Origin of the sequence: Halorussus limi, from assembly GCF_023238205.1 — an archaeon.
Classification (GTDB): Archaea; Halobacteriota; Halobacteria; order Halobacteriales; family Haladaptataceae; genus Halorussus; species Halorussus limi.
This window is the reverse complement of the sequence record NZ_CP096659.1, coordinates 2,468,404-2,494,308: the sequence shown is the minus strand read 5'-3', so window position 1 is coordinate 2,494,308 and position 25,905 is coordinate 2,468,404. Positions and strand designations below refer to the sequence as shown.

Sequence of the window (25,905 nt, the reverse complement as noted above, 5' to 3'; positions counted from 1 at the left end):
CCGTCAGACCTCCTCGTCCTCCGCGGCGTCGGTCGGTTCGTCGCCGTCCGTCGGGTCGTCGAGGTCCGCCGGTTCGCCGCCGTCGGTCTCGGGCGTCTCGGCGTCGGCGTCTTCGACCAGCGGGTCGGTCCCCGCGCCCTCGGCATCTTCGGCCGACGGGTCCGCTTCCGCGTCTTCGACCAGCGGGTCCGCTTCTTCGTCTTCCGGCAGTGCGTCCGCGTCGTCCGCCGTCGAGGAGACCGCCACCGACTCGGTGTCGCGGTCGTCGGGGTGAACGGCGTCGGCGTCGCCGTCCTCGAAGTCGGCGTCGCCGTCGGCCTCGGTTTCCGCATCGTCGCTTGCTTCAGGCTTCGCGTCCTCGGACGCGACTTCTACCTCGTCGCGTTCCTCGGTCGCTGCGTCGTCGGTAGCCTCGGGTTCCGCATCGTTGCTCGCCTCGGGTTCCGCGTCGTCGGCCTCGTCGCCGACCATCGCCTCGTCGGTGTCGAACGAGTCGAGAGCGTTGCTGAGTCGAGTCGCCTGCCGGGCGAGGTCGCTCGCGCTGTCGGAGACCTGCGAGAGCGCCATCGTCTGGGACTCCGCGGAGGCCGCGACCGTCGTCGCCTCGTCGGTGATGCCCTCGCTGACCGCGGCGGCCTCCTCGACCATGTCGAGGGCCTCCTTCGTGGAGTCGGCCTGCTCTTGGGTCGCGTCGGAAATCTCTTGGACGCCGGCGTTGGTCTCTTGGGCGTAGCCCGCGATGTCCGCGAGCGCCTCGGCGGCGTTCTCGACGGAGTCGGTCTGCTGGGCGATGCGCTCGCTGGTGTCCCGGACCTCGTCGACCGTCCGGTCGGTCTGGTCCCGAATCCCGTTGAGGCGCTGTTCGATGTCGGCCGCCGCCTCCTTGGTGCGCTCGGCGAGTTCCTTGATTTCGTTCGCCACGGCCGCGAAGCCGGCGCCCTGCTCGCCCGCCCGCGAGGCCTCGATGTGGGCGTTGAGCGCGAGCATGTTGGTCTGCTCGGCGATTTCGGAGATGAAGTCGATGAGTTCGTCCACCTGCTGGACCTCGGCTTCGAGGCTCTCGATGGCCTCGACGGTGTCCTCTGACTCGCTCTCGATGTCGTTCATGCCCTCGACCGCGTCGGTGGCGGCCGCCCGGCCCTCGCGGCCGGTCTCGGCGGTCCGCTCGGCGATGGAGGCCACCTCGTCGGTCGATGCCGCGACCTCCTGAACCGCGGTCGAGAGGCGGTTCATCTGCTCGGTGGCGGCCCGCAGGTCGTCGGTCTGGGTCTCGGCCTCCGCGGAGATGTCCCGCAGGGAGTCGACGACGCGGGCGCTCCCGTCGCTGACCTCCTCGGTGCTGAGCGTGACCTCTTGGCTGTAGGTCGCCACCTCGTTGGCGAACCGCGTCAGGTTGTCCACGGTCTCCTCGAACTCCGAAATCATCTCGTTGAACTCGGTGGCGACCCGGTTCATCGCCTCGCTCTCGGAACTGGGATCCATGCGCTCGTCGAGGTCGCCGTCGGCGCACCGGCGCATCACTTCGCCGTACGTCTCGGCCTTCTGCTCGACGTGGGCGTTCAGGTCCTCGGCCGCGAGTCTGGCCCGGTGCTGTTCGACCAAGGTCTCGTGAGTGTCGGCCATCGAGTCGGCGACCCGACCCACGGAGTCGATGCGGGCCGAGTCGAAGGACGGGTCTTCGCCGTCGGCCCGGCGCTCGGCGCTCTCGACGAGTCGGTCGAGCGACCGACTCGTTCGCCACGAGACGGCGGTTCCGACGACGCCGGCGAGGAGTGCGCCGCCGAACGTCGCACCGACGACAGTTCGGTCGAACTGACCGCTCGCGTACAACCCCCCGGCCGCGGCCGCGCCGACCAGTACCATCGTCAGACCGAACTTCAACGAGTACCGTCGCCTGACGAAAGCAGGGACGAGTGCGCGCGCAAAGTTAGACATTGAGAGAACCCAATCAGCACGGCGTAATAAATCTTCACGCAACATGAATTCCAGATTATAAAATATAGAGTAGAAGAAAATTCAACTGATGGCTCTCGGTCTCGGAGTTTTCGCGAGAGGCGAACGGCCGTCGGCGCGTCGGGAGTGGGGACCTATCGGGTGACGACCAGTTCGCAGCGGTCGTCGCCCTCGTGCATGCAGGTCGGTTCGGTCACCTCCACCTGTTCGTCGTAGTAGTCGCCGACGCCGGCCAGCAGTCCCTTGGCGAGCGAGCAGAGTTCGCGCTCGGAGGCGTAGGTCACTTTCACCGTCTCGTCGCCCACCCACTCCGCCGAGAGCGCGGGCGGCGTGTACGTCGAGAGTTGCTTGCCCCGAAGCGCCTCGTGGATGTACGTCTCGACGTTGGCTATCAGTTCGAGACCGGTCCAGTCCTCCTCGACGTGAACGCCGTAGGTCTCGACCAGCGGCGGGACCAGAAACCGACCGAAGGCGTCGAGCAGGTCCGGCGGGTCCTCGCCGGTGGCCTCGGCGGCCGCGTCCACGAGATTCAACGCGTCGGCGTCCTCGTACTCGGTGACGGGGACGTACACCTTGCCGCCGAGACCTGCCTCGTCCTGAATCGCGCGCCACGCCTCGCGGTCGTACTCCGCGGTCACGAAGTCCTTCAGACCTTTCAGCACGATGCCGTGCAAGGCTCACACCACCGTTCCGTGAGAGGTCGGCTTCTGGACTGTTCGGGCGGAACCGACTCGGCGCAGCGGGTCGCCCTCCGGCGGTTCCGGGCGCTGGGCCGAACCCTCCGACGCTGATACATGATTGAATCCGATTCGGAGCGGTAATATAACTGTTCTGGCCGCTCCGGTCGGTAATTTTTCGTTTTCGGTAGTGATTCTGAGTCTCACAAAATTAGCGAGCGCCGAACGAAACCTCTCGGTCCCGAACTCGCGAGCGAAGGGGAGTTACCGCCAGAACCCCAAGTCCGGCCATGCAGTACGCGGTACTCGGGTGGCCAGACGACGGCCCGCAACTCCGACTCGACCACCGCGAGTTCAGCTACGCCGGGAAGTTCGTCATGTCGAACACCGGGAAGGCGGTGGCCCGCGAACCGGTCGGAGAGCGGTCGCCGGGGGACGACGAGGGCCGGACCGGCGGCAACGCCGAAGCGACCGAGGAGCTACCGGGGACCGACGCGCCGGACCGCGAGTGGGTCGAGGACGACCGCATCGTCGGAGCCGTCGCGTTCAACGAGGACCGGACCGACTCGACGGCGGCGTGGCTTCGGTACGTCACGGTCCGGCGCGACCGACGCGGGGCGGGCGTCGGCGCGCGGCTCTGTCGGTTCGCCACCGCGCGACTCCGCGAGCGGGGGTACGACCGGGTCCGCATCGCGGTGAACAACCCCTTCGCGTACCACGCGCTCTACAAGGCCGGGTTCGGCTACACCGGCGAGGAGACCGGTCTCGCCGAGTTGGTCCTCGCCTCTCCCGGCGACCGGTCGGCCGAGCGCTATCGGACCGGACTCGACGCCTATCGGGAGCGAGACGACCTCGCGCCCGCGGAGCGCGACTTTCTGGCCGCGAAGGCCGACGCCGAACCGCCCGACGTGGTTGCCGTCCCCGAAGCGTAGCCGCCGGTGCCGACTCGCTACCCGGGCCACCGAGGTTAAGCGACACGCGACCGAACCGGGACTCGTTCCGGAGGGTTCGGGCATGACAGAACGACAGCCGTTACCGGGGAAGGACGCATCGCTGTGGTTGGACACGACCGACCGGACCGACTTCCCGGCGATGGACGGCGACCGGCACGTCGACACCGCGGTAGTCGGCGGCGGCATCGCGGGCGTCACCGCCGCGCTCCACGCCGCGGAGGCGGGCCAGTCGGTCGTCCTGTTAGAGCGGGACCGCATCGTCGAGGGCGTCACCGGCAAGACGACCGCGAAGGTCACCGCCCAGCACGGCCTCATCTACGACGACTTGGTCGACAAGCACGGGCGGGACGCCGCCCGACAGTACGCCCGGGCCAACGCGGCCGCCGTCGAGGAGATAGCCGAACGGGTCGAGCGCCACGACATCGACTGCGGATTCGAGCGCCTCCCGGCCTACACCTACGCCGCCGACGAGGACCAACGCGCCGCGGTCGGCCGCGAGGCCACGGTCGCCGAGGGACTCGACCTGCCGGCGGAGTTCGTCACGGACCCGCCGTTCCCCGCCGACACGCCCGGCGCGGTCAAGTTCGCCGACCAGGCCCAGTTCCACCCCCGGAAGTACCTGCTCGAACTCGCCGACGAGATTTCCGGCGACGAGGCGCACGTCTTCGAGCAGACGAAAGTGACGGACGTGGACGACGGCGGCCGGGACGACCCCTGCCGGGTCAAGACCGAGAACGGGACGGTCACCGCCGAGAGCGTCCTGCTGACGACCCACTTCCCCATCGAGGACCCGGCGTTCTACTTCGCGCGCCAGTACCCCAAGCGGTCGTACGTGCTGGCGGTCGAACTCGCCGAGGAACCGCCCGAGGGGATGTTCTACCGCGACCAGTCGCCCTACTTCTCGGCACGTCCCGTCCCGAACGCGGACGGACCGACGATGCTGGTCGGCGGCCAGAACCACAAGACCGGGCAGGGCGGTTCGACCGCCGACCGGTACCGGAAACTGGAGGCGCAGGCCCGCGACCACTTCGACGTGGAGTCGGTCGAGTACCGCTGGTCCACGCAGGACTACGTGTCCGTCGACAAGATTCCGTTCGTGGGCGAACTCGGCCCGACGACCCACGACGTGTACGTCGCCACGGGGTTCGGCGGGTGGGGCATGACCAACGGGACCGCGACCGGAAAGATGCTCGCCGAATACGCACGGGGCAAGTCGCCGCAGTGGAGCGACGCCTTCGACCCCGAGCGCATCGACCCGGAGGCGGGAGGCAAGGAGTTCCTGAAGGAGAACCTCGACGTGGGCAAGGAGTTCACCCGCGACTGGGCGAAGGCACCGTTCCGCGGCGAGGACCCGAACGTCGCACCGGGCGAGGGCGAGGTGATTCGACGCGGCGGCAAGCAGTACGCGGTCGCCCGCGACGACGACGGCGAAATCCACGTCACCTCGGCGGTCTGCACTCACATGGACTGCATCGTCCACTGGAACGACGCCGAGCGGTCGTGGGACTGTCCGTGTCACGGTTCGCGGTTCTCGATAGACGGCGAGGTGCTGGACGGCCCCGCTGTCGAGGACCTGCCCAAGCGCGGGGAGTGACGAAACCCGCCGAACCCGGACGACCACCGGCCACTCCCGAATCTCGGCGTTCACCACGGGGTCCTGCCGACGTTCGAACGACGGTCGAGTCCGCCGGTTCGTAATCCCCGACCGGACTACCGCAAGCACAACGCTGATTGGGGGGCGAAAACACTTCCCGGTAATGACAGCGTCGTCGCAGTCCGACACCGACTACGCCGCGCGGGCGCGGGACGTGCTGGGGTTCTCGCGGTGGTGGCAGGTCGCCGCCGCCGCGGTGATGATGGGACTCATCAGTCCGTACCAGTACGTCTGGTCGTCCATCGAGTCGCCCATCGCGCGGTCGCTCGACCTCGAACCGACCGCGCTCGGGTTCGTCTTCACCCTGTTCGTCATCTTTCAGGCCGGGTCGCAGTTCCCGGTCGGGTGGTACCGCGACCGCCACGGACCGCGGGGTCTCACCCTGCTCGCGGGTCTGCTCGCGGGCGGCGGGTACGTCGGCTTGGCCTACGCGACCGAGGTCTGGCAACTCTACCTGCTCTACTCGCTGGGCGCGGTCGGCGTCGGCATCGTCTACACCGTCGCGGTCAACACCGCGCTGAAGTGGTTCCCCGACCGCCGGGGTCTCACCACCGGGGTCGGCACGATGGCGTTCGCGGGCGGGAGCGCGCTCTTCGTCCCGTACGTCCGCCAGAACGCGACCATCGCGGGCTATCCGGAGGTACTCCGGAACATGGGCCTGCTCATCGGCATCGGCATCCTCGTCGGCGCGCTGGTCCTGCGCGACCCGCCGAGCGGATGGGTCGGCGCGAGCGACGCAGACGCCGAGTCGGTCGAGGCGAGCGACGCAGACGCCGAGTCGGTCGAGGCGAGCGACGACGCGGCCGACGCTGTCCCGCGCGACGACGCCGAACCCGCCGACGCCGAGACCGACGGCGGGGCGAACGTCGCCGCCGCGCGCAGACAGTACACCTCTCGCGAGATGCTCCGGACGTGGCAGTTCTGGTTGATGTACGCGATGTTCGTCTTCGCCAGCGGGGCCGGATTGATGCTGACCGCCAAAGTCATCTCGTTCGCCCAGAACGTCGGACTCACGGCGCTGACCGCGACAGCGGGGGCGACGGTCCTCCCCATCGCGGCCGGAGTCGGCCGCCTCGTGGTCGGCGACCTCTCGGACCGGGTGGACCGCGAGAGCGCGATGGGAGTCTCGTTCCTGCTCTGCGGTCTCGGCCTGTTCGCGGTGGTCTGGTTCGGCGTGGCCCAGACGCCGCTGGGCTTCCTCGCGGCCGTGGTGATAGCGACGTTCTTCTGGAGTCCCCAGTACACTCTCTTCCCGAGCGTCGTCGGCGACTACTACGGCCAGCAACACTCCTCGACCAACTACGCACTGCTCTACTCCGGCAAGATGTGGGGCGGCGTCTTCGGCGGCGGCGTGACGGGGTGGCTCGTGTCCCAGACTAGTTGGCCCGTCGCGTTCGCCCTCGGCGGCGGTCTCGCGGTGCTGGCGGGACTCGGAGCGTTCCTGCTCCGCGAACCGAGCGAGTAACCACCGTCTCCGAAACGCCGGAAATCGATATTTTCGCGGTGTTTACTCGCGATTCTCGACCAATTTGTAATAGTCGTTCACCGGCTCTCCCGTACTCGCTGGTTCGTTCGACCGGTTTACTGAGGTGAGCGGTGCGTCCGGTCAATCGCTCGAAATTACTGCTGGGAATTTCACCGTCGGTCTCAGAACCGCCCTCTGGTTCGTTTGGGGCGCTCTGAGTACGAAAACAGTCCGGTGACGTATCCATAAGTTATGAGAATCTCATGGAGTGCATAGGATTTGCCTATCGGTATTGAATCGCTCAACTACGGGAAAGAGTTATATACCTATGGAGCATATTTTGTAATAGATTATGACTGGGTACTACGACCTAATCCTCGGACTCATCCCGCTTTCCCTGATAGGTGTAACCGCTGCGCTGAGCGTCGTCGGCTTCTCGATTACGGCTGCCGTGCCGCTGGCGGCCAGCATTCCGGTCGCACTCATCGGTCACGCACTGTTCGTCAACAGCCCCGTCGACGACACCCAGTCCGCGACGGAGTCCGTCGAGTCCTCGTCTTCGTCTTCCTTCGAACCCGCCGACTGAGTCGGTTCTACGTCGGGTCGCTTCGCTTTTCTTCTCGCTTTTCGTTCGGGGTTCGGGTCGCGTTCACTGCTTTCACGGTGAGTCGCATCCCCAGAGTCGCACCCGACCGGTTCCTCAACCGTTTTCCCGCTGGACTGTGTTGGATTGGCCATGACGGACGCACTGTTCCTGACCAGCGAGGACGTTTCCGGACTCGCGTCGCCCGCCGAGTACGTCGACGCCGTCCGCGAGGGCTACCGCCAGCGCGGCGAGGGCGCTCCGGCCCGACCCCGAGCGAAGTTGACCAACGCGGAGCCACCGGGGATGCTGACCGACTACACGGCCGTCCTGCCCGAGACCGGCGCGATGGGCGGGTACATGTACGCCGCCGGGTTCGGCGCGGAGGACGCGTGGTTCGTCGCGCCGCTGTTCGACGCCGAGTCGGGCGAACCGCTCGCGCTCCTCGACGGCGCGAGCATGAACCCGTTCAAGACCGGCGCGGCGGGCGCGGTCGGCACCGACGCGCTGGCCCGCGAGGACGCCGAGACGCTCGCGCTCATCGGGAGCGGGTCGCAGGCCCGCGGGCAGTTGCGCGCGATAGAGACCGTGCGGGACCTCGAAAGCATCTGGGTGTACTCGCCCACCAAGGAGTCGCGGGAGTCGTTCGCGGCCGAGATGAACGAGCAGTTGGACCCCTCGGTCGCCGCAGTCGCCTCCAGCGCGGCCGCGGTCGAGGAGGCCGACATTGTCGTTACCGCCACGACCGCGAGCGACCCGGTGTTCGACGGCGACCTGCTCGCGGACGGGACCCACGTCACCGCGATGGGCCAGTACCACCCCAAGAAGCGCGAACTCGACGCGACGACCGTCGAGCGCGCCACGTACGTCCCGGACCTCCGCGAGCGGGTGATGCAGGACGCCGGGTCGTTCATCGCCGCGGTCGAGGAGGGCGCCGTCTCGGAGGACCACGTCCACGCGGAACTCGGCGAGGTCGTCGCGGGGGAAGCGCCGGGCCGCGAATCGGAGGACGAGATTACGGTCTTCGACAGCGGCGGCACGGGCATCGAGACGGTCGCGGCGGCCCACATGCTCTACGAGAAGGCCAGAGACGACGGTCTCGGGTCGGACATCTCGCTCGCTCCCGCGAGCGAGGCGCTCACGGGTCGATAGTCCCGCCGCTAATCGGTCAGTAGTTCCGTCGCTAATCGGCCAGTAGTCCTATTCCTAACCGGTCGGGTAGTCCGGTCGGTCGCGGTCAGTAGTTCGGAGAAAGGTGTGACTGCGAATTCGTTGCAAGGTTACCTCACGCCGCGATCATCACGGCGGCGATGAACGACGAGTTGGTTCCGGCCTTGGTTTCTTGCTGTTTGCGCTCTGCGTCGGTCATGTTTCGGGGGTGCTGCCATCGCATAGCTATACAAAATATTTACTCACACTTGAGTACATCGTCTCGGGTACGTCTCTGCTACCGACTCGCAAATCATTTGGAATGACGTGACACGGAGTTCCGGTGGGATGCCGCCTACACGTATGATTACCGATAGTTTTCTGTGGTCGCCTTCCGATGACGACGTATGGTCTCCACCACGGACGAGCAGTCCGACCGACCCTCCCGCGACCCGGAAGAGACTGCCGAACCCGACGGGGGCGAAGAAATCGGCTTCGACGAGGCCGCGCTCCACGGCGTGGTCCGAGACGCGGTAGAGGACGCCATCCTCGGCGTTATCGGGACCGTCCTGCTGACCGGCGTCGCGCTCGTAGTTACGTGGACCGGGATTATGCTCGCCACTCAATCGGTGAGTGTGGCCGGGACGGGACTCGGCATTGTCGTCACCGCCTTCGGACTCTACGTCGGCGCGGCGACGCTCGGCGTCGTCCCGCCGGCGCGCGAGTGGTTCTGAGCGGGGACCGGGCGAACCTGATTCGCGCTCCGACTACAGTCCCAGCGCTTGCATCAGCGTCATTCCGCTGGCCAGCGCGCCGACCAGATAGCCGCCGATAGCGCCGCCGTTCAGGAGCGGGAGTCCGGCGTGCGCTCGGCCCTTCATGACCATCCAGAGAAGCACGAGCAGGCCCGCGATGGTTCCGACCATCGACGTGAGCGCGGGCAGGTTGAGCGCGAGGCCGGAGACGAGCGGTTCCGGCGGCGCGAACGAGGCCGCGCTGGCGACCATCACGGTGGGCATCACCGCGTCGCCGAGGCCGATGAAGAACACGTCGCGGTCGGCGGCGTCCGGACGCTCGGCCTCGGCGTGGGCGTCCTCGCCGTCCGCTTCGTCGGCGTCCGTCTCCGGGACCTCGCCGCCGTCGGCCGCGCTCGCTTCCGTCTCGGCCTCCGACTCCGCCGCCATCCCGTCGTCGTCGAGGAACGAGTACGAGAGCGTCATCGGAATCACGAGGATGACGGGAATCTTGAGGTCCATCACGCCCGAGGCCAGCGTCAGCATGTGTTCGGTGCCGTAGACGCTGATGGCGTCGTAGATGGCCAGCACCGAGAGCAACAGGATGGCCGGGAGCAGGCCGAAACTGATGCCGAACAGTCCTGCCGCGCCGGCGCCCATCAGGACGCCCGCGGCGTCGATGACGTACCACTCGGGGTGAACTGCGAGCGCCAACGAGACGCCCGCGGCCGCGGCCAGCGCCGCCACGTTGAGGGGTGCGCCGCCGAACTGCACGACGACCCACCCCGGAATCACGACCGAGAAGACGTACCACGAGAGCAACCCGCTGGTGAAGATGAGCGCCCCGCGGAGCAACCACTGCACGTCGAGTTTGATGATGGCGAGCATCACGCCGGTCAGGACCAGTACCGCCGCGACGTAGACCAGACTGTTCGTCGGGTCGGAGGGGTTCTCGACCTGCTGGTAGCCCGCCTGCTGAAACGGTTTGACGAGCGCCAGCGCACCGAGTTGGACCAGCAGGAACATGGCGACGGTCAACCCGGCGGCCGCGAACACGCGCGTTCGATTCTCCATGCCCGAGCGTTGCCCCCCGGCCGCCTTTGGGGTTGTGGATTCGCGCGCGGTAACGGACCGATACCGGTCGGTACTCCTCGTTGTCGCCCCGACACCGCTCGTTTCCGCCGCGAGGGCCTGCGAACGGAGCGTAAACCGTTCTCGGGATTCAAATCCGGACCGACTGTGGACAGCCTATGCCATCGCTCCGACGCTTCACGGTACTGCTCGTCGTCGCCTCGCTGCTTGCTGCCGGGTTCGCCCCGCCTGCCGTGGGCGGTCCGGCAGACGCCGACCGCCGAGGCTCCGAAACGGCGACCGACGGCTCACCGACGGGGTCACCGCAGACAGGTACGTCCGAGTCCATCGACGCACCGCAGACGCTCCCTCGGACAGTAACAGACCGTCCCCAGTTCGACGTGACCGAGGGCCCGCTCTCGCGTCAGGACGTCGGTGACCTCACCCCGCGAGAGGCGGCCGTTCTCGGGGCGCGTCAGGGCGCGCAACTCGCGGAGATACAGGGCGCGACCGTGACGCCCGAGCGACGGCAGGCCGCAGTTCGCGGGGCGGTCGCGGCGTCCCAACGCGAGTCCGACGTGAACGTCGCGCAACTTCTGGTCGCCGCGCGCGGTGCGGCCCACGGCGCGCTGCTGCACTTCCAGTCGCAGGCGGCCGAGCGCGGCCCCACCGTCGCCCCCATCCGGGCCGCGGTCCGGGGCGCCACCGGCGGTGCGCTGGTACAGACACAGGAGGCGAACGTGGCGCAGATTCAGGGCGCGTCCTACGGCGCGGCCCACGGCGCGGTGGCCCAGCGCCAGCAGGCGAGCGTCTCCCAGATTCAGGTCGCCTCGCAGGCGGCGGCCGAGGGCGCTTCGCGCTCGGCGGTTCGCCGAGACGTCGACGCGGTCGGCAAAGTTCAGGAGGCCGCACAGGGCGCGGCGTACGGGTCACTCGCCCAGCGCCAGCGCGTCGAGGTGTCGCAACTCCAAGCGGCGGCCCGAGGCTCCGCGTCCGGGGCGCTGGTGCAGGTCCAGCGCGCCGACGTGAAACAGATACAGGTCGCCGCGCTGGGGGCGGCCAAGGGCGGCGTGAAAGAACCGAAGGAAGTGCCCGCCGAGAAGGTCGAGGCCGGATGCAGGGGCGCGGCGACCGGCGCGGTCAGCCAGACCCAGCGCGTCACGGTCGAACAAATTCAGTTGGCGGCCGAGGGCGCCGCGCAGGGCGCGATAATCACCCAGATTCAGCAGGTATCTATCCAGCAGGTGCAGGCCGCCGCGCTCGGCGCGGCCCGCGGCGCGCTCCTCCAAGTGACCGTGATACAGGTCCAGATAGTCAACGTCGTCCAGATTCAGGTCGCCGCGCAGGGCGCGGCCGCCGGGTCGCTCGCGGCCACCGTCCAGCGCCAATCGGTCTCGGTCCGACAGGTGCAGGCCGCCGCGCTCGGCGCGGCCAAGGGCGGCGTGACGCAGGTCCAGAGCGTGAACGTCCAGCAGGTGCAGGCCGCGTGTCGGGGCGCGGCGTACGGGTCGCTCGTCCAGTCGCAGGACGCCAGCGTCACCCAGATTCAGGCCGCCGCACAGGGCGCGGCCGACGGTGCGGTCGTCGCCAGCCAGCGCCAGCAGGTGGACGTAACGCAGATACAGGTCGCCGCGCAGGGGGCCGCCACGGGGGCCGTCTCACAGAGTCAGACCGCGAGCGTCGTCCAGATTCAGGCGGCCGCGAACGGTGCATCGGCCGGGACCGTCGAGCAACTCGGCGAGATAGAGGCGCTCGACCCGGCTCAGACGCTCGCCGTCGCACAGGGCGCAGCGGTCGGCGCGGCCGCGGCCGCGGTGGAAGCCGACGTGACCGCGCCGCAGACCATCGTGACGGCCGCGGCCGAGGGTGCCGAGGAGGCGACGCAGGTCGTCGCGGAGTCACCGGAGGCCGACCCCGCGCAACTCCGCGAGACGGCCGCAGCGGTCGCGACGGAGGTCGTCGAGACCGCTCCGGAACCGGAGACCACGACGACCGAGACGACGACCGCGCCCGGACCGACCACGACCCCGGTCGTCACGACAGTTCCCGATACGACCACGACGACCGCGACAGGGACTACGACGACCGAGCAACCGACGACTACCACCACGGACCAGACGACTACCACGACGACGACAGAACAGCCAACCACGACCACCACGACCGACCAACCGACGACCACGACGAGTCAGACCACCACGACCACCGAACAGCAGACGACCACCACGACTCAGACCACCACCACGACCGCTCAGCCCGGTGTCCAGGCTGATACGACCACGACGACCGAACAGCCAACGACGACCACGACCACGGAACGACCGACGACCACTACGACAACCCAACAGCCCACGACCACTACGACAACCGAACAACGGACTACGACGACTCAGACCACTACGACGACCACCACTGAACAGCCCACGACAACCACGACCACTGCAACAACGACGACCACGACTCAGCCGACGACTACAACCACGACGGCACAGACGACCACGACGACCACCGAACTGCCCACGACAACGCCGTCCCAGACGACCACCACGACCACAGTAACCGGTGACTCCGCGGCCCTCAGCCTCGACAATCAGACGGCCGACGGTCAGGTCACCGTCGCGGCCGCCGACCTGCCCGAGGGCGGGTTCGTCGCGGTCTACGACCGGAGCGGGAACTTCCTCGGCGTCTCGGAGTACCTCGCTCCCGGCGAGTACGAGAACGTGTCCGTGCCGGTCGACGAGTCGCTGTCCGGCCAGCAGGTGGTGTTCGCCGCGGCCCACCGCGACACCGACGGCGACCGAGCCTTCGGATTCATCGAGTCCGGCGGGCAGGTCGATACGTTGTATCTCGACCCCGACGGCGAGATAGTCACCGACCCCGCGGTGGTCGAGTTCCGGACGGAGAACGCGACGGCGGCGACAGCGGGATAGCCCACTTTATTTCGACGCTTCTATAGGTCGGCGGTGACCTCGTTGTGGCATGGTAAGTCACGGCAGGACCGCGACCACGGCACGGGGACCCCGGCTACCCGACGCGGTTCCGTTCGACCTGACGACCGTGACGCGACTCAGTTGGGAGTTAGGGTCGCAGGTCGTCTCGGACGCGGCGCTACTGTCCGAGTGGGAACACGTCACGTCGGGGCGGACGCTCGCCGTCTACGACGCGACCGACCACACCGTCGTCCTCGGCGTCCGGACGCCGGTCGGACGCGAGCGCTTCTTCGGAGCGACGAAGGACGACGTGGGCGCGAAGCGGTCGCGCCTCCGCGACGCCGAGAACTGGCGTCGATGCGAGTAATCGGGGACCGAATCGAACGCGGTTTTCGCGTCTATCGGGCGTAGAGTTTCTGACCCAACAGCGTCGCCAGCGCGACCCCTTCGTCGGGCGAGACCGCGACGTAGGGCCGCGAGACCGGGCCGAACACGTCCACGACCCGCCCCACGGCGTTCAACTGCTCGTCCACCGCTTCGGTGCCCACGTCCGGCGGCTCGTCGTCGGGACACCGGACGACCGCGAGGCCCTGCGCGGTCCGGACGACGTCGCCGAGTCGCTGCATCGCCATCAGTCTCGGAGCGCCGCGACGTACGCCGCGACCGCCTGAATCAGGTCGTTCTTCGAGGAGTCGTCGGCGTTCTGGACCAGCACCCGGCCGCGCTCGTTCCAGTTCTCCCGGGAGTAGGCCTTGTCGCGCTCGATTATCGCGTCGTACCCGACTTGCTGGACTGCCTGCGCTATCTCGTCGACCGTCGGTTCGTCGACGGCCATCTCGGCGGCCACCCGTCGGCCCTCGTTGCGGGTCTTCTCCGCGTCGAAGTAGGCGGGCCACAGCACTTTCTCGACCATACGTCAACGTCTCGCCCCGGCCATTAAACAACTTAGGAAACTCGCGAGAAAGAGGCGTCTTCGAGTCGCTTCAGGGCCGACGCGCGAGCAGGGCCGCGCCCGCGAGCGCGACGAGCGCGACGGGGACGCCGAATCCGGGGACGCCTCCGGAAGACCCGCCGTCAGTCGTCGTCTGCGTGGTCGTCGCCTCCTGCATCGCGCCCTCGTCGGTTCCGTTCGCCGCGGCGTAGGCTTCCGGATGGAACGCCTTCGCCATCTTCGTGACCGCGTAGACGACTCGCGGTGCCGGCTGGCTGATGTTCTCGTTGCTGACCGTGAGGACCTGTCCGCTCTCGACGGCGGCGGTACCGTTGTACGCTTCTGTCTTCGGATACGCGCCGAACGCGCCGAGTTGGACTATCCACTCGGGGTTCTGCTGCACGACGACCTCCTCGCTTATCTTCCCGTAACCCGAGATGTTGGCCTCGGCCGCGACGTTGGTGCCGCCGGCGAGTTCGACCACGTTGCCGACGAACGTGCCGTTTCCGGCGGTCCAGCCGCCGCCCTGCGAGATGAGGACGCGGGGCGGGTCCTCGCCCTTCACGGCGTCGCGGACCGTCGAGATGCGGTCTTTCATCCATGAGACCGTCTCGTTCGCGCCCTCGCAGTTACCCGTGAGTCGGCCCATCAGTTCCGTCTTCGAGTAGATGTCCTCGACGGAGGTCGCGTAGTCGAACTTGAAGACGGTCAGTCCGGCCTCCCGGAGCTTCTGGACCGTCTCGTTCGGGATGACGTTCGGCGCGAGGACGAGGTCGGCCTCGGTCGAGACGACCTTCTCGACGTTGACGTAGGACCGGCCGGCGCCCGAGATGTTCGTCCGGGAGTCGGCCCCCTCCAAGTACGTCGCGTACTGGGAGACGCCGACGACCTGTGACTTCCCGCCGATTTCCCACATCGTCTGGGCCGCGCTCGGCGCGAGCGTGACGACTCGCTCGGGTTTCTGTTCGACCGTGACTTCGGTTCCCGTCGCGTCCGTCTCCGTGACGGGGAACGAACAACTCGTCTGGGTCGCCGCTCCGGCGCTCGCGACGGCGCCGTCTCCGGTGACCGCTCCGACCGGGGCGACGCCCGCCGCGAGCAACAGCACTACCGCGAGTAGACTCGTGAATTTCTGACTCATGCGTGCCCAACTCCGGCGGTATCCAATAAGTATTTACCTAAAGCAATCAGGCTTTCAGACGATGCGTGACTCAGCGCGGGTCGTCGGCTGGTCGGGCGGACTGACCGCCGCGCTGGCGGTCGTCGTGGTCGTCAGCGCCGCGATAGGGCCGGTGGCGCTCGACTACGTCGTCGTCGGGAAGGTGCTTTTGAACGCCGTCGCGGTGCCCGTCGGGGTCGGCGTGGCTGAGCGAACGCTCCGAATCGCGGGACTCGCGGTCTCGGCCCCGACGCCGACGGTCGAGTTCGCACCGGTCTTCGACTTCGCGGTGCCCGATACGGCCCGGACCATCGTGGTGACGCTCCGCCTGCCCCGCATCGTCCTCGGGGCGGTCGTCGGCTTCGCGCTCTCGACCGCCGGGGTCGTGATGCAGGGGTTCTTCCGGAACCCGATGGCCGACCCCTCCATCATCGGCGTCTCGTCGGGCGCGGCGGTGGGCGCGGTGGCGACCATCGCGCTCCCCTTCGCGCTCCCGGTCGGACCCCACCTCGCGCTCCCCGCCGCGGCGTTCCTCGGTGCGGTCGGGGCCGCCTTCGGAGTCTACCTGCTCGCGACCGAGGACGGCCGAACGCCAGTCGCCACCCTCCTGCTCGCGGGCGTAGCGGTCCAGACGTTCCTCGGCGCGGTCGTCTCGTTTCTGCTGCTCCAGAGCGGGCGGAGCCTCCGGCGGGCGGTCTACTGGCTGATGGGCCACCTCCACCTCGCGTCGTGGGCGGACGTGGCGATGGTCCTGCCGGTGACGCTCGTCGGGTTCGCGATTCTGCTCGCGTACGCGAGCGACCTGAACGTCCTCCTGCTCGGCGAGGAGGACGCCCACGCGCTCGGGGTCGAGGTCGAGCGCACCAAGCGACTCCTGCTCGGGGTCGCCAGCGTGATGACCGGCGCGGCGGTCGCCGTCACGGGCGTCATCGGCTTCGTCGGTCTCGTGGTTCCCCACGTCATGCGCCTGCTCGTCGGCCCGAACCACCGAATCCTGCTCCCGACCTCCGCCTTGGCGGGCGCTACCTTCCTCGTCGCCACGGACACGCTGGCGCGGTCGGGGCCGGCGGAGTTGCCGGTCGGCATCGTGACCGCGTTCCTCGGCGCGCCCTTCTTCCTCTATCTCCTGCGCTCGCGGGAGGTGCACGCGCTGTGAGGTCGAGGTCCGACACTCGAAGTCGGCGACCGCGGCGATGCAATCGCGCTCGGACTCTCGAAAACGGCTCACCTCCGACTCCGGAGACGATTAGAAACCGATGATAGAGATAGACGACGTCGCGGTCGAACTCGGCGGGAATCGGATTCTCGACGGCGTCACCACCACCGTCGACGAGGGCCAGTTCGTCGGCCTCGTCGGCCCCAACGGCGCGGGCAAGACCACGTTGCTTAGAACAATCCACGGTGTGCTTAAACCTGATTCTGGTGAGGTCTGCGTCGGCGGCGACCCGGTCTCCTCGCTCACTTCGAAGGAGGCCAGTCGCCGGGTCGCGGTCGTCCCGCAGGACACCACCCTCTCGTTCGACTTCCCGGTCGAGGACGTGGTGGCGATGGGCCGCCACCCCTACCGGTCGCGGTTCGCCGGTTCCCAGTCCGCCGCCTCCGACCGCGAACGCGTCGAGGCGGCGATGGCGCGCACCGAGGTCGAACACCTCGCGGACCGCTCGATTACGGCGGTGTCGGGCGGCGAGCGCCAGCGCGTCCTGCTGGCCCGCGCGCTGGCGCAGGACGCGCCGGCACTCTTGCTCGACGAACCCACCGCGAGCCTCGACATCAACCATCAGGTGCGGACGCTCGAACTCGTCCGCGAACTGGCCGACGAGGACGGCAAGACCGTCGTGGCGGCCATCCACGACCTCAACCTCGCGGCCCACTACTGCGACGAACTCCGCCTGCTCGCGGGCGGCGAAATCCGGGCCAGCGGCGACCCCGAGGCGGTCCTCGCGGAGGACCACCTCGAAGCGGCCTTCGACACGCGGGCGGTGGTCTCCGCCCACCCCGTGACCGGTTCGACCTACGTCACGGCCCTGCCCGAGCGACCGGCCGAGCGCGAGGGTCGAGTCCACGTCGTCGGCGGGGGCGGGACGGTCTCGCGCCTGCTCTACGTCCTCTCGGCGGCGGGCTACGAGGTCTCTGTCGGCGCGCTCAACGAGGGCGACTCCGACCTCGAAACCGCCCGGTCGCTCGGTCTCGACGCCGTGACCGAGGAACCGTTCGCGCCGGTCGGCGACGAGGCCCGACGGGCGGTCGAAGACCGGGTCCGCCGGGCCGACGCGACGGTCCTCGCGGACGTGGAGGTCGGCGCTGGCAACCTCGCCAACCTCCGGGCCGCCCGCGAGGCGGAGTCGGTGGTCGTGGTCGAGGAACGGCCCTTCGCGGAGCGCAACTACGCCGGGAGCGACGCCGCGGCGCTCTACCGGGAGTTGAGCGAGCGCGGACAGGTGGTCGGCCCGGACGAGTTGCTGTCGGCGGTGGAGGAGGCGGTGGCCGCGTCCGGCGAACGACCGAGCGCGGAAACCGAGTGAGTCGCCGGAGCGTGTTTTCCCACGGTCGAGACACAAAGGATATGTCAGCCGTGGCGAAACTGCGGACGATGCCCTCCACGATTTCGCGGCGGCGACTGCTGGCGGCCACCGGGGCGGTCGGACTCGCCGGTTCGAGCGGTTGTCTCGACGCCATCCCCGGTGCGACCGAAAGCGAGAACGCCGGGCGACGACTCAAACTCACGCTCGCACGCGGGTCCGAGACGCTGCGCGACAGCTACGTCACCGACCTCGAACAGTCCCGGCCGGAGTGGGACGAGAAGGCGTTCGCGGCCGCTCTCGACGGCCGGACGTACACGACCCGGGCCAAGGAACCGTTCTTCGCGCGCGACGACCCGACGTACGCGAAGCGCGATGGGACCTACTACCGACTCGGGTCCGTCGTCGTCGGCGAGAAGGAAGCGACTCGACCGGTCCTCCGACTCCGGACCGTCGGGCGGCCCGGCGAACTCGACTCCGTCCCCGACCACGTCGCGCAGTCCGACCTGCCCGAGGCCGACCAGCGGGCCGTGACAATCGCGTACAAGGCGGCCCGAGCGCGCGGGAACGCCGGCGGCGTGCCGTGGGGACTCGTCCGGCGCGGCGGCTACGTCTACCCGAACGAGGAGGCGGTCGGCGCGAGTCGTCTCCTCGGCGATTCGGGACCGAGTCACGTCGCCTACCGAGACAAGATATACGCGGTCGAGACCGCCCGCGAGACGTTCCACGACCGCGTCTACCGCGCCGAGGTCGAACCGGTCGCGGAGTCGCCCGCCGAGATGGAGGCGGTGCTTCGCGCCCGCTTCGTCGGCGCGCGCTTCGACCGGAGCGACCTCTCGGACGAGGAGCGATCGCTCCTGAGCGAGGCGCGGGGCGGCGAGGGCTACAGCGAGACCCACCCCTACTCGTCGGCGTACCGGTCGGTGTTGAAGCGACTCGAGCGCCGGGCGTACATCGACGGAAACATCCGGAAAGACGCGTTCTCGGAACCAGACCGCCCCGAGTTCCTCCGGTACGGCGAAACGTACTACGAGTTCCGACTGCGTTTCCTCGACGGCGAGTGACACGGTCGCGTCGTCGCGAGTACCGACCGGACCTCCGACCGAGTCGCGCTCGAAAGAACTAGCTCGCCGCGAACTCGTACTGCTGGGCCAACTCGAACAGCATCAGCGCCGCGAACGTGCTGGCCGCGAGCATGACCATCCCCGCGACGCCAACCTCAACGTTGGGCGCGGCCATGCTCGCGGTGCCGAGCAGAGCGCCCGAGAGCAGCGCGATTATCGACCGGACGGGTCCCGAGAGGTCCGCGCACCGCTGCGCGAGCGTCGGGTCGAGACCCACGATACGGGTCCAGACGACGTACAGCGACAGCACGAACAGGAACGCGAGCAGGCCGACGCCCAGTAGGAGGGCGAACTTCGCGGGGTTCATCTCCTGTGTCCAAGAGCGTCATCGTTCAGATATAAGTGTATCGGTGATATCTCCCGGGAATTACACGACGGCGCGGCGGTTCGACCGCCGGACTCGCCGCCGACCCGGTCCGTCGATTTATGTGACTCGCGCCCTCAGAAGCCGACATGGAACTCGCCGACCGGTCAGTCGTGGTCGTGGGAAGTGGCTTCGGCGGCCTCTCGACGGCCTGTTACCTCGCCGACGCGGGCGCGGACGTGACCGTCGTTGAGAAGAACGAGCAGTTGGGAGGCCGGGCGAGCGTCCTCGAACGCGATGGTTTCAGATTCGACATGGGTCCGTCGTGGTACCTGATGCCCGACGTGTTCGAGCGCTTCTTCGGCCACTTCGGTCGGACTCCCGGCGACTACTACGGACTGGAACATCTCGACCCCCACTACCAGATTTTCTTCAAGGACGGCGCGCCGCCAGACGGCGCGGAACCGTCGAGCGGTCGAGGCCCGCGAGACAGCGACGCGGTGACTATCACGGCCGACCGCGAGGCGACCAAGGCGACCTTCGAGGAGTACGAGCCCGGCGCGGGCGCGGCGCTGGACGCCTACCTCGACGAGGCCGAGGAGACCTACGAAATCGGCATGGAACACTTCGTCTACGAGGACCGGCCCCGGTTCCGCGACTACGTGGACCTGGACGTGTTTCGCCACGCCCGGGGACTGACTTTCCTCGGGTCGATGCAGGGCCACGTCGAGGACTACTTCGACCACCCGAAACTCCAGCAGATAATGCAGTACACGCTGGTCTTCCTCGGCGGCTCCCCGAAGAACACCCCGGCGCTCTACAACCTGATGAGCCACGTCGATTTCAACCTCGGCGTTCACTACCCCGTCGAGAACGACGATGAGGACGGCGCGTCCCGCGGCGGAATGGGCGTCGTCGTGGACGGTATCGCCGAGTTGGGCGCGGAGTTGGGCGTCGAGTACCGGACCGACGCCGAAGTCGAGTCCGTCCTCGGGTCGGCGGGGAACTTCCGGGTGGAGACCGAAGACGGGGTTCTGCGCTCGGACCTCGTGGTCAGCGACGCCGACTACGCCCACACCGAACAGGAACTGCTCCCGCCCCAGAGCCGCCAGTACGACGCCGACTACTGGGAGTCCCGGACCTACGCGCCCTCCGCGTTCCTGCTGTACCTCGGCGTCGAGGGCGACGTGGACCCGCTCGAACACCACACGCTCGTCCTGCCCCCCGACTGGAACGACCACTTCGACGGGATATTCGAGGACCCCCAGTGGCCCGACGACCCGGCGTACTACCTCTGCGTGCCCAGCGAGACCGACGAGACGGTCGCGCCCGAGGGCCACAGCAACCTGTTCGCGCTGGTGCCCGTCGCGCCCGGTCTGGAAGACGGCCCCGAGACCCGCCAGCGCTACCGCGACCTCGTGCTGGAGGACATCGCCGAGAACACGGGCGTCGACCTCCGGGACCGCATCGTCGTGGAGGAGCGGTTCTGCGTCTCGGAGTTCGCCGACCGGTACAACTCCACGAAAGGCAGCGCGCTCGGACTGGCCCACACGCTCCGCCAGACCGGCCCGCTCCGGCCCGGCCACCGCTCGTCGGAGGTGCCGGGCCTCTACTTCACGGGGTCGTTCACCACGCCCGGCATCGGCGTCCCGATGTGTCTCATCAGCGGCCAGCACACCGCGGACGCCGTGCTGGAGGACTACGGTCGGTAGCCCAGAATGTCCGAACGCTCCTCGGCGGCCACGCTCGGCTACCTCCTGAAACTCTCCCGGCCCCGATTCTGGCTCTATCTGGCGGGGCCGGTCCTCGTCGGGGTCGCGTACGGCGCGTCGGCCGCGAGCGACCTGTTCGCCCCGGCCGCGGTCGCGCTGTTCGCGTACTTCCTCGTGCCCGCGAACGTCTACCTCTACGGCGTCAACGACGCGTTCGACGCGGACATCGACGCCGAGAACCCCAAGAAGACGGGCGAGGACGCGCCCGAGGCCCGGTTCCGGGGCGGGCGCACGGTCACCGCCGCCGTCGCGGTCTGCGGTCTCGCGGGACTCGCGCTGGCGGTGGCGTTCGCGACGGGTGCGCTGGCGCGCTCCCCGAACCCGCCCGCAGGTGCGACCGTGGGCGTGGCCGCGTGGGTCGTCGCGTTCCTCGTCCTCGGCTACGCCTACAGCGCACCGCCGTTCCGTCTCAAGACCGTCCCGCCGCTCGACTCGGTGTCGAACGGTCTCTACGTCCTGCCGGGCGCGGCGGCGTTCGTCGCCGTGGCGGGCCGCCAACCCCCCGCGCTCGCGGTCGCTGGCGGGTGGCTCTGGGCGATGGCGATGCACACCTTCTCGGCGATTCCCGACATCGACCCCGACCGCCGGGCCGGGATTCGAACGACGGCGACCGCGCTGGGCGAGCGCCGGACGCTGGCGTACTGCGGGGCGGTCTGGCTCCTCGCCGCGGGAGCCTTCGGCCTGCTCGACCGGCGAGCGGGGGTGCTGCTGCTGCTCTACCCCCTGCTGGCCGCGGGCGTCGCCGAGACCGACGCGGACGTGGCCCGGGTCTACTGGTGGTTCCCCGCGGTCAACGGACTGGTCGGGATGGTGCTGACCCTCGGCGGTCTCTGGGGGGTCGTGCGTGGGTAGCCCGAGCAGGCGGCGGGTCGAGGCGGCGCTCTCGACCCTCGTTCGGGAGAACCGGTTCACCATCGCGGTCGTCTTCCCGCTGGTCGGGGCCGCGCTGTTCGTCCTGAGCCACGAGCGGGTGCTGCTCCCGGCGTGGCTGGCGATGAACCCGCTTCTCGTCCTCTTCGGGACCGCGGTGATGCGCCTCCCGCTGGTGGCGGGCCTCGCGCCCCTCGTGGACCGGAAGGCCGGACTCGGCCTGCTCGCGGTCACGGCCTACAGCTACGCCGTCGAGTACGTCGGCGTCCACTACGGCGTGCCCTACGGCGAGTTCAGCTACCAACTGGAACTCGGACCGATGGTCGGCGGGGTGCCCGTCGGCCTGCCGGTCTTCTTCCTCCCGCTGGTGGTCAACAGCTACCTGCTCGTCCTGCTTCTGTTCCCGCGGGCGGGTCGCGTCCGGCGGACGCTCGCGGCGCTCGCAGTCGTCCTCGTCGTGGACCTCGTGTTGGACCCCGCGGCGGTCGGTCTCGGCTTCTGGACTTACGACGGCGGCGGGGTCTACTACGGCGTCCCGCTCTCGAACTTCCGGGGGTGGGTCCTGAGCGGTCTGGTCGCGGTCTCGATAGTCGAGTGGAGTTTCGACCGCGAGGCGCTGGCCGACCGACTCGCGAACTGCGAGTTCGCGCTCGACGACTTTGTCAGCTTCGTCGTGTTGTGGGGCGCGATGAACGTCTACTTCGGCAACTGGGTCCCGGTCGCGCTCGCGTCTGTCCTCGCCACAGGACTGGTCCGGACCGACCGCTTCGACTTCGCGGGACTCGGTCGGGAGCGACCCGAGCAGGGGTGAACCTTTCCCGCCCGAAGGACGAAATTCAAGTGCGCGCGCCACCAAACGCCGACGATGGGATTGGTAGACGACTCGCGGGTCACGGTGCTTCTCGGCGGGTTCCTGCTGTCGCTGCTCGCACTGGTCGGCGTCACCGCGCTCGGCGCGTTCGCGGTACTCTCGGCGCTCCTCGACCCGGCCGCGGGCGCGCCGGTGTTGGTCGTCCTCCTCCAGACGGCCGCACCGTTCGTCGCCGTCGCCGCGATGCTCGGGGTCGTGTCGATTCTGCTGCTCGTGGGCCTCGCGGTCGCCGTCGTCCGGAGCGCGTCGATACCCCGCGACGACCGCCTCGCGCGACTCGCCCGGAAGGTCGAGCGCTACTACCCCGACGCCCGCGGTCTCGGCCTCTCGGACCGGTTCGAACCCACGACCGAGGACCGCATCGAGGAGTTGAAACAGCAGTACGTCGCGGGCGAGATTACCGAACTGGAGTACGAGCGCCGGCTACAGGACCTGATGGGCGAGGAGGGCGTGAGCGACGAACGGGTCCGCCGGGAGCGCGACCGGACCGACCGCAAGCGCGACCGAGAGTTCGAGTGGTGAGTCACGCGGACCTGCCCCGCTTCTCGCCGCGGCCTCGAACGCGGACCGATACGTTTCTACCGTCTGGCCCGGTGGCGGGCGAGGCCGGGCCGTTTCCGACTCCGATACTCCTAAGCGCGCCGCGCTAATCTTCGCAGATATGGACTATCACGAGGCGGCGAACTTCCTGTTCGACCTGCGTCGGTTCCGGCCAAAACCGGGGACGGAGTCGACCGCGGAGTTGCTCGCCCACCTCGGCGACCCCCACGACGGGGTCGATTTCGTGCAGGTGGCCGGGTCGAACGGGAAGGGTTCGACGGCCAGAATGGCCGAGCGCGCCCTCCGCGAGGCGGACCTCGACGTCGGACTCTACACCTCCCCGCACTTCGACGACGTGCGCGAGCGCGTCCGAGTGAACGGCCGCAAGATTCCGAAGGCCGCGCTGACCGAGTACGTCGAGTCGGTGCGCGAGTACGTCGAGGACCGGGCGGCCGACGGCGAAGCGCCCACCTTCTTCGAGGTCATGACCGGACTCGCGCTCTGGCACTTCGGGCGCGAGGAGGTCGACGTGGCGGTTCTGGAAGTCGGAATCGGCGGGAAGTACGACGCGACCAGCGTCGTGGACCCCGTCGCCAGCGCGGTCACGAGTGTCACCTTGGAGCACACCGGTATCATCGGCGAGACCATCGGGGAAATCGCCCACGATAAGGCCCACGTCGCGCCCGAGAACGCGCCGCTCGTGACCGCGACGACCGGCGAGGCGTTGGACAACGTCCGCGCCCACGCCGGGGACGTGGTTCGCGTGGGCGAGGACGACGACGCCGACGTGCGAGTCGCGTACCGCGGCCGGACCAACCACACCGAAGCCGAGGTTTCGATTTCCGGGTCGGACTGGGCGGTCGAGACCCGGATTCCCCTGCTCGGCGAGTATCAGGCCCGAAACGCCGGCGTGGCCGCCGTGCTGGCCCGACAGGTCGCGGCCCGCCGCGACCTGCCGGAGTCGGCGCTGGACGGCGAGACACTCGCCCGGGGCCTCCGGAAGGCCGACTGGCCCGGCCGGTTCGAGGTGATGGGCCGGGACCCCGTGGTCGCCCTCGACGGGGCGCACAACCCCGGCGCGTGCGAGGCGCTGGCCGAGACGGTGAGCGAGTTCGACGGCGAGTACGACGACCTCCACCTCGTGTTCGGCGCGATACACGACAAGGACCTCCGGGGGATGGCCGAGGCCCTGCCGACCCCCGACCGCGTGGTCGCCTGCCAACCGAATCTCGACCGCGCGGAGGACGAGGCGGTCGTCGCTCGCGCCTTCGAGGAGTCGGGCGCGGGCGAAGTGCTGACCCGCAACTCGGTCGAGGGCGCGGTCGAGAACGCGCTCGACGCCGCCGACGAGGACGACTTCGTGCTGGTCGCGGGGTCGCTGTTCGCGGTCGCGGAGGCCCGGACGCGCTGGACCCGCGCCGAGATTCCCAAGCGCATTCGGAATCTGGACGACGCCCGGGAAGCGCTCGAAGGCGCGGACGTGACCGACCCCGGCGTCTGGCGCATGCGCGGCAAGGCGGTCCACCGCGTCCTCAAGACCCGCGTGCAGGTCCGACAGGCCCGCTACCTCAAGGAGGAGATGCTGAGCCTCGGCGGCGAGTGCGCCGTCTCGGGAACCAACGAGCAGGACGAGGAGAACGTCGACGTGGTGCTGATGGGCACTCTCGCGCAGTTCAAGCGCCTCGCCGGCAAACTCGACGGTCAGCCCTACGGCCTGTCGGTGTTCGCCGACGAACTCCGGGAGGCGCTGGGCATCCGGACCGAGAGCGACCGCCGGGGCTACCCGTGGGAAGAGGGTACCGCCGTGATGGGCATCCTGAACGTCACGCCCGACTCGTTCCACGACGGCGGGCGCTACGAGGCGGTCGAGGACGCCGTCGCTCGCGCCGAGGAGATGGTCGAGGCGGGCGCGGACGTCATCGACGTGGGCGGCGAATCGACTCGACCCGGCGCCGACGAGATTCCGGTCGAGGACGAAATCGACCGCGTGGTCCCCGTAATCGAGCGAATCGCCGACTCGGACGCCCTCGTTTCCATCGACACCCGGAAGGCCGCGGTCGCCGAGGCCGCGCTCGACGCCGGAGCCGACATCCTCAACGACGTGTCGGGCCTCGAAGACCCCGAAATGCGCTTCGTCGCGGCGGACCACGACGTGCCCATCGTCGTCATGCACAGCATCGACGCTCCGGTCGTCCCCGACCGCGACGTTCGCTACGACGACGTGGTGGAGGACGTGATAGAGGAATTGGAGGAGAAGGTCCTGCTCGCCGAGAAGGCGGGACTCGACCGCGAGCAGATAATCGTGGACCCCGGTCTCGGCTTCGGCAAGTCGATGCGGGAGAACTTCGAACTGCTGGGGCGGACCGACGAGTTCCACGCGCTCGAATGCCCGGTCCTCGTCGGCCACTCCCACAAGTCGATGTTCGGCATGATCGGGGAAGAAGACGATAGGACCGCGGCGACGGTCGCCGGAACCGCGATTGCGGCCGAACGAGGCGCTGACATCGTGCGCGTCCACGACGTGGCCGAGAACGTCGCGGCGGTGAACGCGGTGGAAGCGGCGGACGCTCCCGAGAAGTTCGAGGAGTAACTTTTCTCACCCTTGGCTGTGACCGTTCCGGTCGTGTTCTGCCCTCCATCAGTCCC

General features: G+C 68.6%; 23 protein-coding genes. 16 read left to right on the top strand and 7 right to left on the bottom strand.

The genetic code is table 11. The features are described 5' to 3' along the window. Positions 1-3: 3 nt before the first annotated feature. Together M0R89_RS12880 and M0R89_RS12875 are read right to left on the bottom strand one after the other, a co-directional pair. Positions 4-1,935 (bottom strand): methyl-accepting chemotaxis protein, encoded by a 1,932-nt coding sequence (locus tag M0R89_RS12880; RefSeq protein WP_248649490.1) that lies wholly within the window; start codon positions 1,933-1,935, stop codon positions 4-6. 152 nt (positions 1,936-2,087) lie between these two features. Then, positions 2,088-2,627 (bottom strand): heme NO-binding domain-containing protein, encoded by a 540-nt coding sequence (locus tag M0R89_RS12875; protein WP_248649489.1) that lies wholly within the window; start codon positions 2,625-2,627, stop codon positions 2,088-2,090. Between the two features lie 293 nt (positions 2,628-2,920). Between M0R89_RS12875 and M0R89_RS12870 the strand changes: the two genes are divergently transcribed. From M0R89_RS12870 to M0R89_RS12845, 6 genes are all read left to right on the top strand, one after another. Beyond that, positions 2,921-3,562, top strand: a complete 642-nt coding sequence (locus M0R89_RS12870; RefSeq protein ID WP_248649488.1) for a GNAT family N-acetyltransferase — start codon at positions 2,921-2,923, stop codon at positions 3,560-3,562. An 82-nt stretch (positions 3,563-3,644) separates the two neighbouring features. Further along, positions 3,645-5,177: an FAD-dependent oxidoreductase gene (locus M0R89_RS12865; RefSeq protein WP_248649487.1), complete on the top strand. Its 1,533-nt coding sequence runs from the start codon at positions 3,645-3,647 to the stop codon at positions 5,175-5,177. Positions 5,178-5,340: 163 nt separating this feature from the next. Beyond that, the gene (locus M0R89_RS12860) at positions 5,341-6,702 is read left to right on the top strand and encodes an OFA family MFS transporter (protein ID WP_248649486.1); all 1,362 of its coding nucleotides are present in this window, start codon (positions 5,341-5,343) and stop codon (positions 6,700-6,702) included. Positions 6,703-7,054: 352 nt separating this feature from the next. Beyond that, on the top strand, positions 7,055-7,288 hold the full coding sequence (locus M0R89_RS12855) for a DUF8015 family protein (RefSeq protein WP_248649485.1): 234 nt from the start codon (positions 7,055-7,057) through the stop codon (positions 7,286-7,288). A gap of 150 nt (positions 7,289-7,438) precedes the next feature. Then, positions 7,439-8,437, top strand: coding sequence for an ornithine cyclodeaminase family protein (locus M0R89_RS12850; RefSeq protein ID WP_248649484.1), 999 nt, complete (start codon positions 7,439-7,441; stop codon positions 8,435-8,437). Positions 8,438-8,841: 404 nt separating this feature from the next. Then, the gene (locus M0R89_RS12845; RefSeq protein WP_248649483.1) at positions 8,842-9,168 is read left to right on the top strand and encodes a hypothetical protein; all 327 of its coding nucleotides are present in this window, start codon (positions 8,842-8,844) and stop codon (positions 9,166-9,168) included. A gap of 33 nt (positions 9,169-9,201) precedes the next feature. Here the strand turns inward: M0R89_RS12845 and M0R89_RS12840 are convergent, their stop codons facing one another. After that, positions 9,202-10,242 carry a presenilin family intramembrane aspartyl protease PSH gene (locus tag M0R89_RS12840; RefSeq protein WP_248649482.1) on the bottom strand — a complete coding sequence of 347 codons (1,041 nt, stop codon included), beginning with the start codon at positions 10,240-10,242 and terminating at the stop codon, positions 9,202-9,204. Positions 10,243-10,418: 176 nt separating this feature from the next. On the opposite strand from M0R89_RS12840, the gene M0R89_RS12835 reads away from it, so the two are divergent. Then, on the top strand, positions 10,419-13,169 hold the full coding sequence (locus M0R89_RS12835) for a DUF7282 domain-containing protein (protein WP_248649481.1): 2,751 nt from the start codon (positions 10,419-10,421) through the stop codon (positions 13,167-13,169). 49 nt (positions 13,170-13,218) lie between these two features. Then, entirely contained in the window at positions 13,219-13,536 is a 318-nt protein-coding gene (locus M0R89_RS12830) for a hypothetical protein (protein ID WP_248649480.1), read from the top strand. A gap of 31 nt (positions 13,537-13,567) precedes the next feature. Here M0R89_RS12830 and M0R89_RS12825 read toward each other — a convergent pair whose 3' ends face one another. The 3 genes from M0R89_RS12825 to M0R89_RS12815 all read right to left on the bottom strand — a co-directional run bounded on the left by M0R89_RS12825 (position 13,568) and on the right by M0R89_RS12815 (position 15,241). Next, on the bottom strand, positions 13,568-13,795 hold the full coding sequence (locus tag M0R89_RS12825) for an H/ACA ribonucleoprotein complex subunit GAR1 (RefSeq protein WP_248652271.1): 228 nt from the start codon (positions 13,793-13,795) through the stop codon (positions 13,568-13,570). 5 nt (positions 13,796-13,800) lie between these two features. Beyond that, the gene (srp19, locus tag M0R89_RS12820) at positions 13,801-14,082 is read right to left on the bottom strand and encodes a signal recognition particle subunit SRP19 (RefSeq protein ID WP_248649479.1); all 282 of its coding nucleotides are present in this window, start codon (positions 14,080-14,082) and stop codon (positions 13,801-13,803) included. A gap of 70 nt (positions 14,083-14,152) precedes the next feature. Then, positions 14,153-15,241 carry a PGF-CTERM-anchored ABC transporter substrate-binding protein gene (locus tag M0R89_RS12815; RefSeq protein ID WP_248649478.1) on the bottom strand — a complete coding sequence of 363 codons (1,089 nt, stop codon included), beginning with the start codon at positions 15,239-15,241 and terminating at the stop codon, positions 14,153-14,155. A gap of 61 nt (positions 15,242-15,302) precedes the next feature. On the opposite strand from M0R89_RS12815, the gene btuC reads away from it, so the two are divergent. The 3 genes from btuC (at position 15,303) to M0R89_RS12800 (ending at position 18,842) form a co-directional block, all read left to right on the top strand. Next, the gene (gene btuC / locus M0R89_RS12810) at positions 15,303-16,415 is read left to right on the top strand and encodes a vitamin B12 ABC transporter permease BtuC (RefSeq protein ID WP_248649477.1); all 1,113 of its coding nucleotides are present in this window, start codon (positions 15,303-15,305) and stop codon (positions 16,413-16,415) included. A gap of 100 nt (positions 16,416-16,515) precedes the next feature. Continuing rightward, positions 16,516-17,781: a heme ABC transporter ATP-binding protein gene (locus M0R89_RS12805; RefSeq protein WP_248649476.1), complete on the top strand. Its 1,266-nt coding sequence runs from the start codon at positions 16,516-16,518 to the stop codon at positions 17,779-17,781. A 41-nt stretch (positions 17,782-17,822) separates the two neighbouring features. Next, positions 17,823-18,842, top strand: coding sequence for a hypothetical protein (locus M0R89_RS12800; protein WP_248649475.1), 1,020 nt, complete (start codon positions 17,823-17,825; stop codon positions 18,840-18,842). A gap of 58 nt (positions 18,843-18,900) precedes the next feature. On the opposite strand, the gene M0R89_RS12795 is transcribed toward M0R89_RS12800, so the two are convergent. Beyond that, positions 18,901-19,209, bottom strand: a complete 309-nt coding sequence (locus M0R89_RS12795) for a hypothetical protein (protein ID WP_248649474.1) — start codon at positions 19,207-19,209, stop codon at positions 18,901-18,903. 146 nt (positions 19,210-19,355) lie between these two features. On the opposite strand from M0R89_RS12795, the gene crtID reads away from it, so the two are divergent. The 5 genes from crtID (at position 19,356) to folP (ending at position 25,849) form a co-directional block, all read left to right on the top strand. Next, complete coding sequence (gene crtID, locus M0R89_RS12790) at positions 19,356-20,918, top strand: bifunctional phytoene desaturase/3,4-desaturase (RefSeq protein WP_248649473.1); 1,563 nt, start codon at positions 19,356-19,358, stop codon at positions 20,916-20,918. A 6-nt stretch (positions 20,919-20,924) separates the two neighbouring features. Further along, entirely contained in the window at positions 20,925-21,830 is a 906-nt protein-coding gene (locus tag M0R89_RS12785; RefSeq protein ID WP_248649472.1) for a prenyltransferase, read from the top strand. Then, on the top strand, positions 21,823-22,659 hold the full coding sequence (gene cruF / locus M0R89_RS12780) for a bisanhydrobacterioruberin hydratase (protein WP_248649471.1): 837 nt from the start codon (positions 21,823-21,825) through the stop codon (positions 22,657-22,659). The genes M0R89_RS12785 and cruF overlap by 8 nt, the downstream gene beginning before the upstream one ends. Positions 22,660-22,713: 54 nt before the next feature. After that, on the top strand, positions 22,714-23,241 hold the full coding sequence (locus M0R89_RS12775; RefSeq protein ID WP_248649470.1) for an SHOCT domain-containing protein: 528 nt from the start codon (positions 22,714-22,716) through the stop codon (positions 23,239-23,241). A gap of 139 nt (positions 23,242-23,380) precedes the next feature. After that, positions 23,381-25,849 carry a dihydropteroate synthase gene (gene folP, locus M0R89_RS12770; RefSeq protein ID WP_248649469.1) on the top strand — a complete coding sequence of 823 codons (2,469 nt, stop codon included), beginning with the start codon at positions 23,381-23,383 and terminating at the stop codon, positions 25,847-25,849. Positions 25,850-25,905 lie beyond the last annotated feature (56 nt).

Excerpts from the sequence above, each read along its gene's own strand:
- M0R89_RS12880 (WP_248649490.1), bottom strand. The coding sequence starts at position 1,935 with ATGTCTAACTTTGCGCGCGCACTCGTCCCTGCTTTCGTCAGGCGACGG.
- M0R89_RS12845 (WP_248649483.1), top strand. The coding sequence starts at position 8,842 with ATGGTCTCCACCACGGACGAGCAGTCCGACCGACCCTCCCGCGACCCG.
- M0R89_RS12785 (WP_248649472.1), top strand. The coding sequence starts at position 20,925 with ATGTCCGAACGCTCCTCGGCGGCCACGCTCGGCTACCTCCTGAAACTC.
- M0R89_RS12795 (WP_248649474.1), bottom strand. The coding sequence starts at position 19,209 with ATGAACCCCGCGAAGTTCGCCCTCCTACTGGGCGTCGGCCTGCTCGCG.
- M0R89_RS12800 (WP_248649475.1), top strand. The coding sequence starts at position 17,823 with ATGTCAGCCGTGGCGAAACTGCGGACGATGCCCTCCACGATTTCGCGG.
- M0R89_RS12825 (WP_248652271.1), bottom strand. The coding sequence starts at position 13,795 with ATGCAGCGACTCGGCGACGTCGTCCGGACCGCGCAGGGCCTCGCGGTC.
- M0R89_RS12805 (WP_248649476.1), top strand. The coding sequence starts at position 16,516 with ATGATAGAGATAGACGACGTCGCGGTCGAACTCGGCGGGAATCGGATT.
- M0R89_RS12815 (WP_248649478.1), bottom strand. The coding sequence starts at position 15,241 with ATGAGTCAGAAATTCACGAGTCTACTCGCGGTAGTGCTGTTGCTCGCG.
- btuC (WP_248649477.1), top strand. The coding sequence starts at position 15,303 with ATGCGTGACTCAGCGCGGGTCGTCGGCTGGTCGGGCGGACTGACCGCC.
- M0R89_RS12855 (WP_248649485.1), top strand. The coding sequence starts at position 7,055 with ATGACTGGGTACTACGACCTAATCCTCGGACTCATCCCGCTTTCCCTG.
- M0R89_RS12830 (WP_248649480.1), top strand. The coding sequence starts at position 13,219 with ATGGTAAGTCACGGCAGGACCGCGACCACGGCACGGGGACCCCGGCTA.
- M0R89_RS12865 (WP_248649487.1), top strand. The coding sequence starts at position 3,645 with ATGACAGAACGACAGCCGTTACCGGGGAAGGACGCATCGCTGTGGTTG.
- srp19 (WP_248649479.1), bottom strand. The coding sequence starts at position 14,082 with ATGGTCGAGAAAGTGCTGTGGCCCGCCTACTTCGACGCGGAGAAGACC.
- M0R89_RS12860 (WP_248649486.1), top strand. The coding sequence starts at position 5,341 with ATGACAGCGTCGTCGCAGTCCGACACCGACTACGCCGCGCGGGCGCGG.
- M0R89_RS12840 (WP_248649482.1), bottom strand. The coding sequence starts at position 10,242 with ATGGAGAATCGAACGCGCGTGTTCGCGGCCGCCGGGTTGACCGTCGCC.
- crtID (WP_248649473.1), top strand. The coding sequence starts at position 19,356 with ATGGAACTCGCCGACCGGTCAGTCGTGGTCGTGGGAAGTGGCTTCGGC.
- M0R89_RS12850 (WP_248649484.1), top strand. The coding sequence starts at position 7,439 with ATGACGGACGCACTGTTCCTGACCAGCGAGGACGTTTCCGGACTCGCG.
- M0R89_RS12775 (WP_248649470.1), top strand. The coding sequence starts at position 22,714 with ATGGGATTGGTAGACGACTCGCGGGTCACGGTGCTTCTCGGCGGGTTC.
- M0R89_RS12870 (WP_248649488.1), top strand. The coding sequence starts at position 2,921 with ATGCAGTACGCGGTACTCGGGTGGCCAGACGACGGCCCGCAACTCCGA.
- M0R89_RS12835 (WP_248649481.1), top strand. The coding sequence starts at position 10,419 with ATGCCATCGCTCCGACGCTTCACGGTACTGCTCGTCGTCGCCTCGCTG.
- folP (WP_248649469.1), top strand. The coding sequence starts at position 23,381 with ATGGACTATCACGAGGCGGCGAACTTCCTGTTCGACCTGCGTCGGTTC.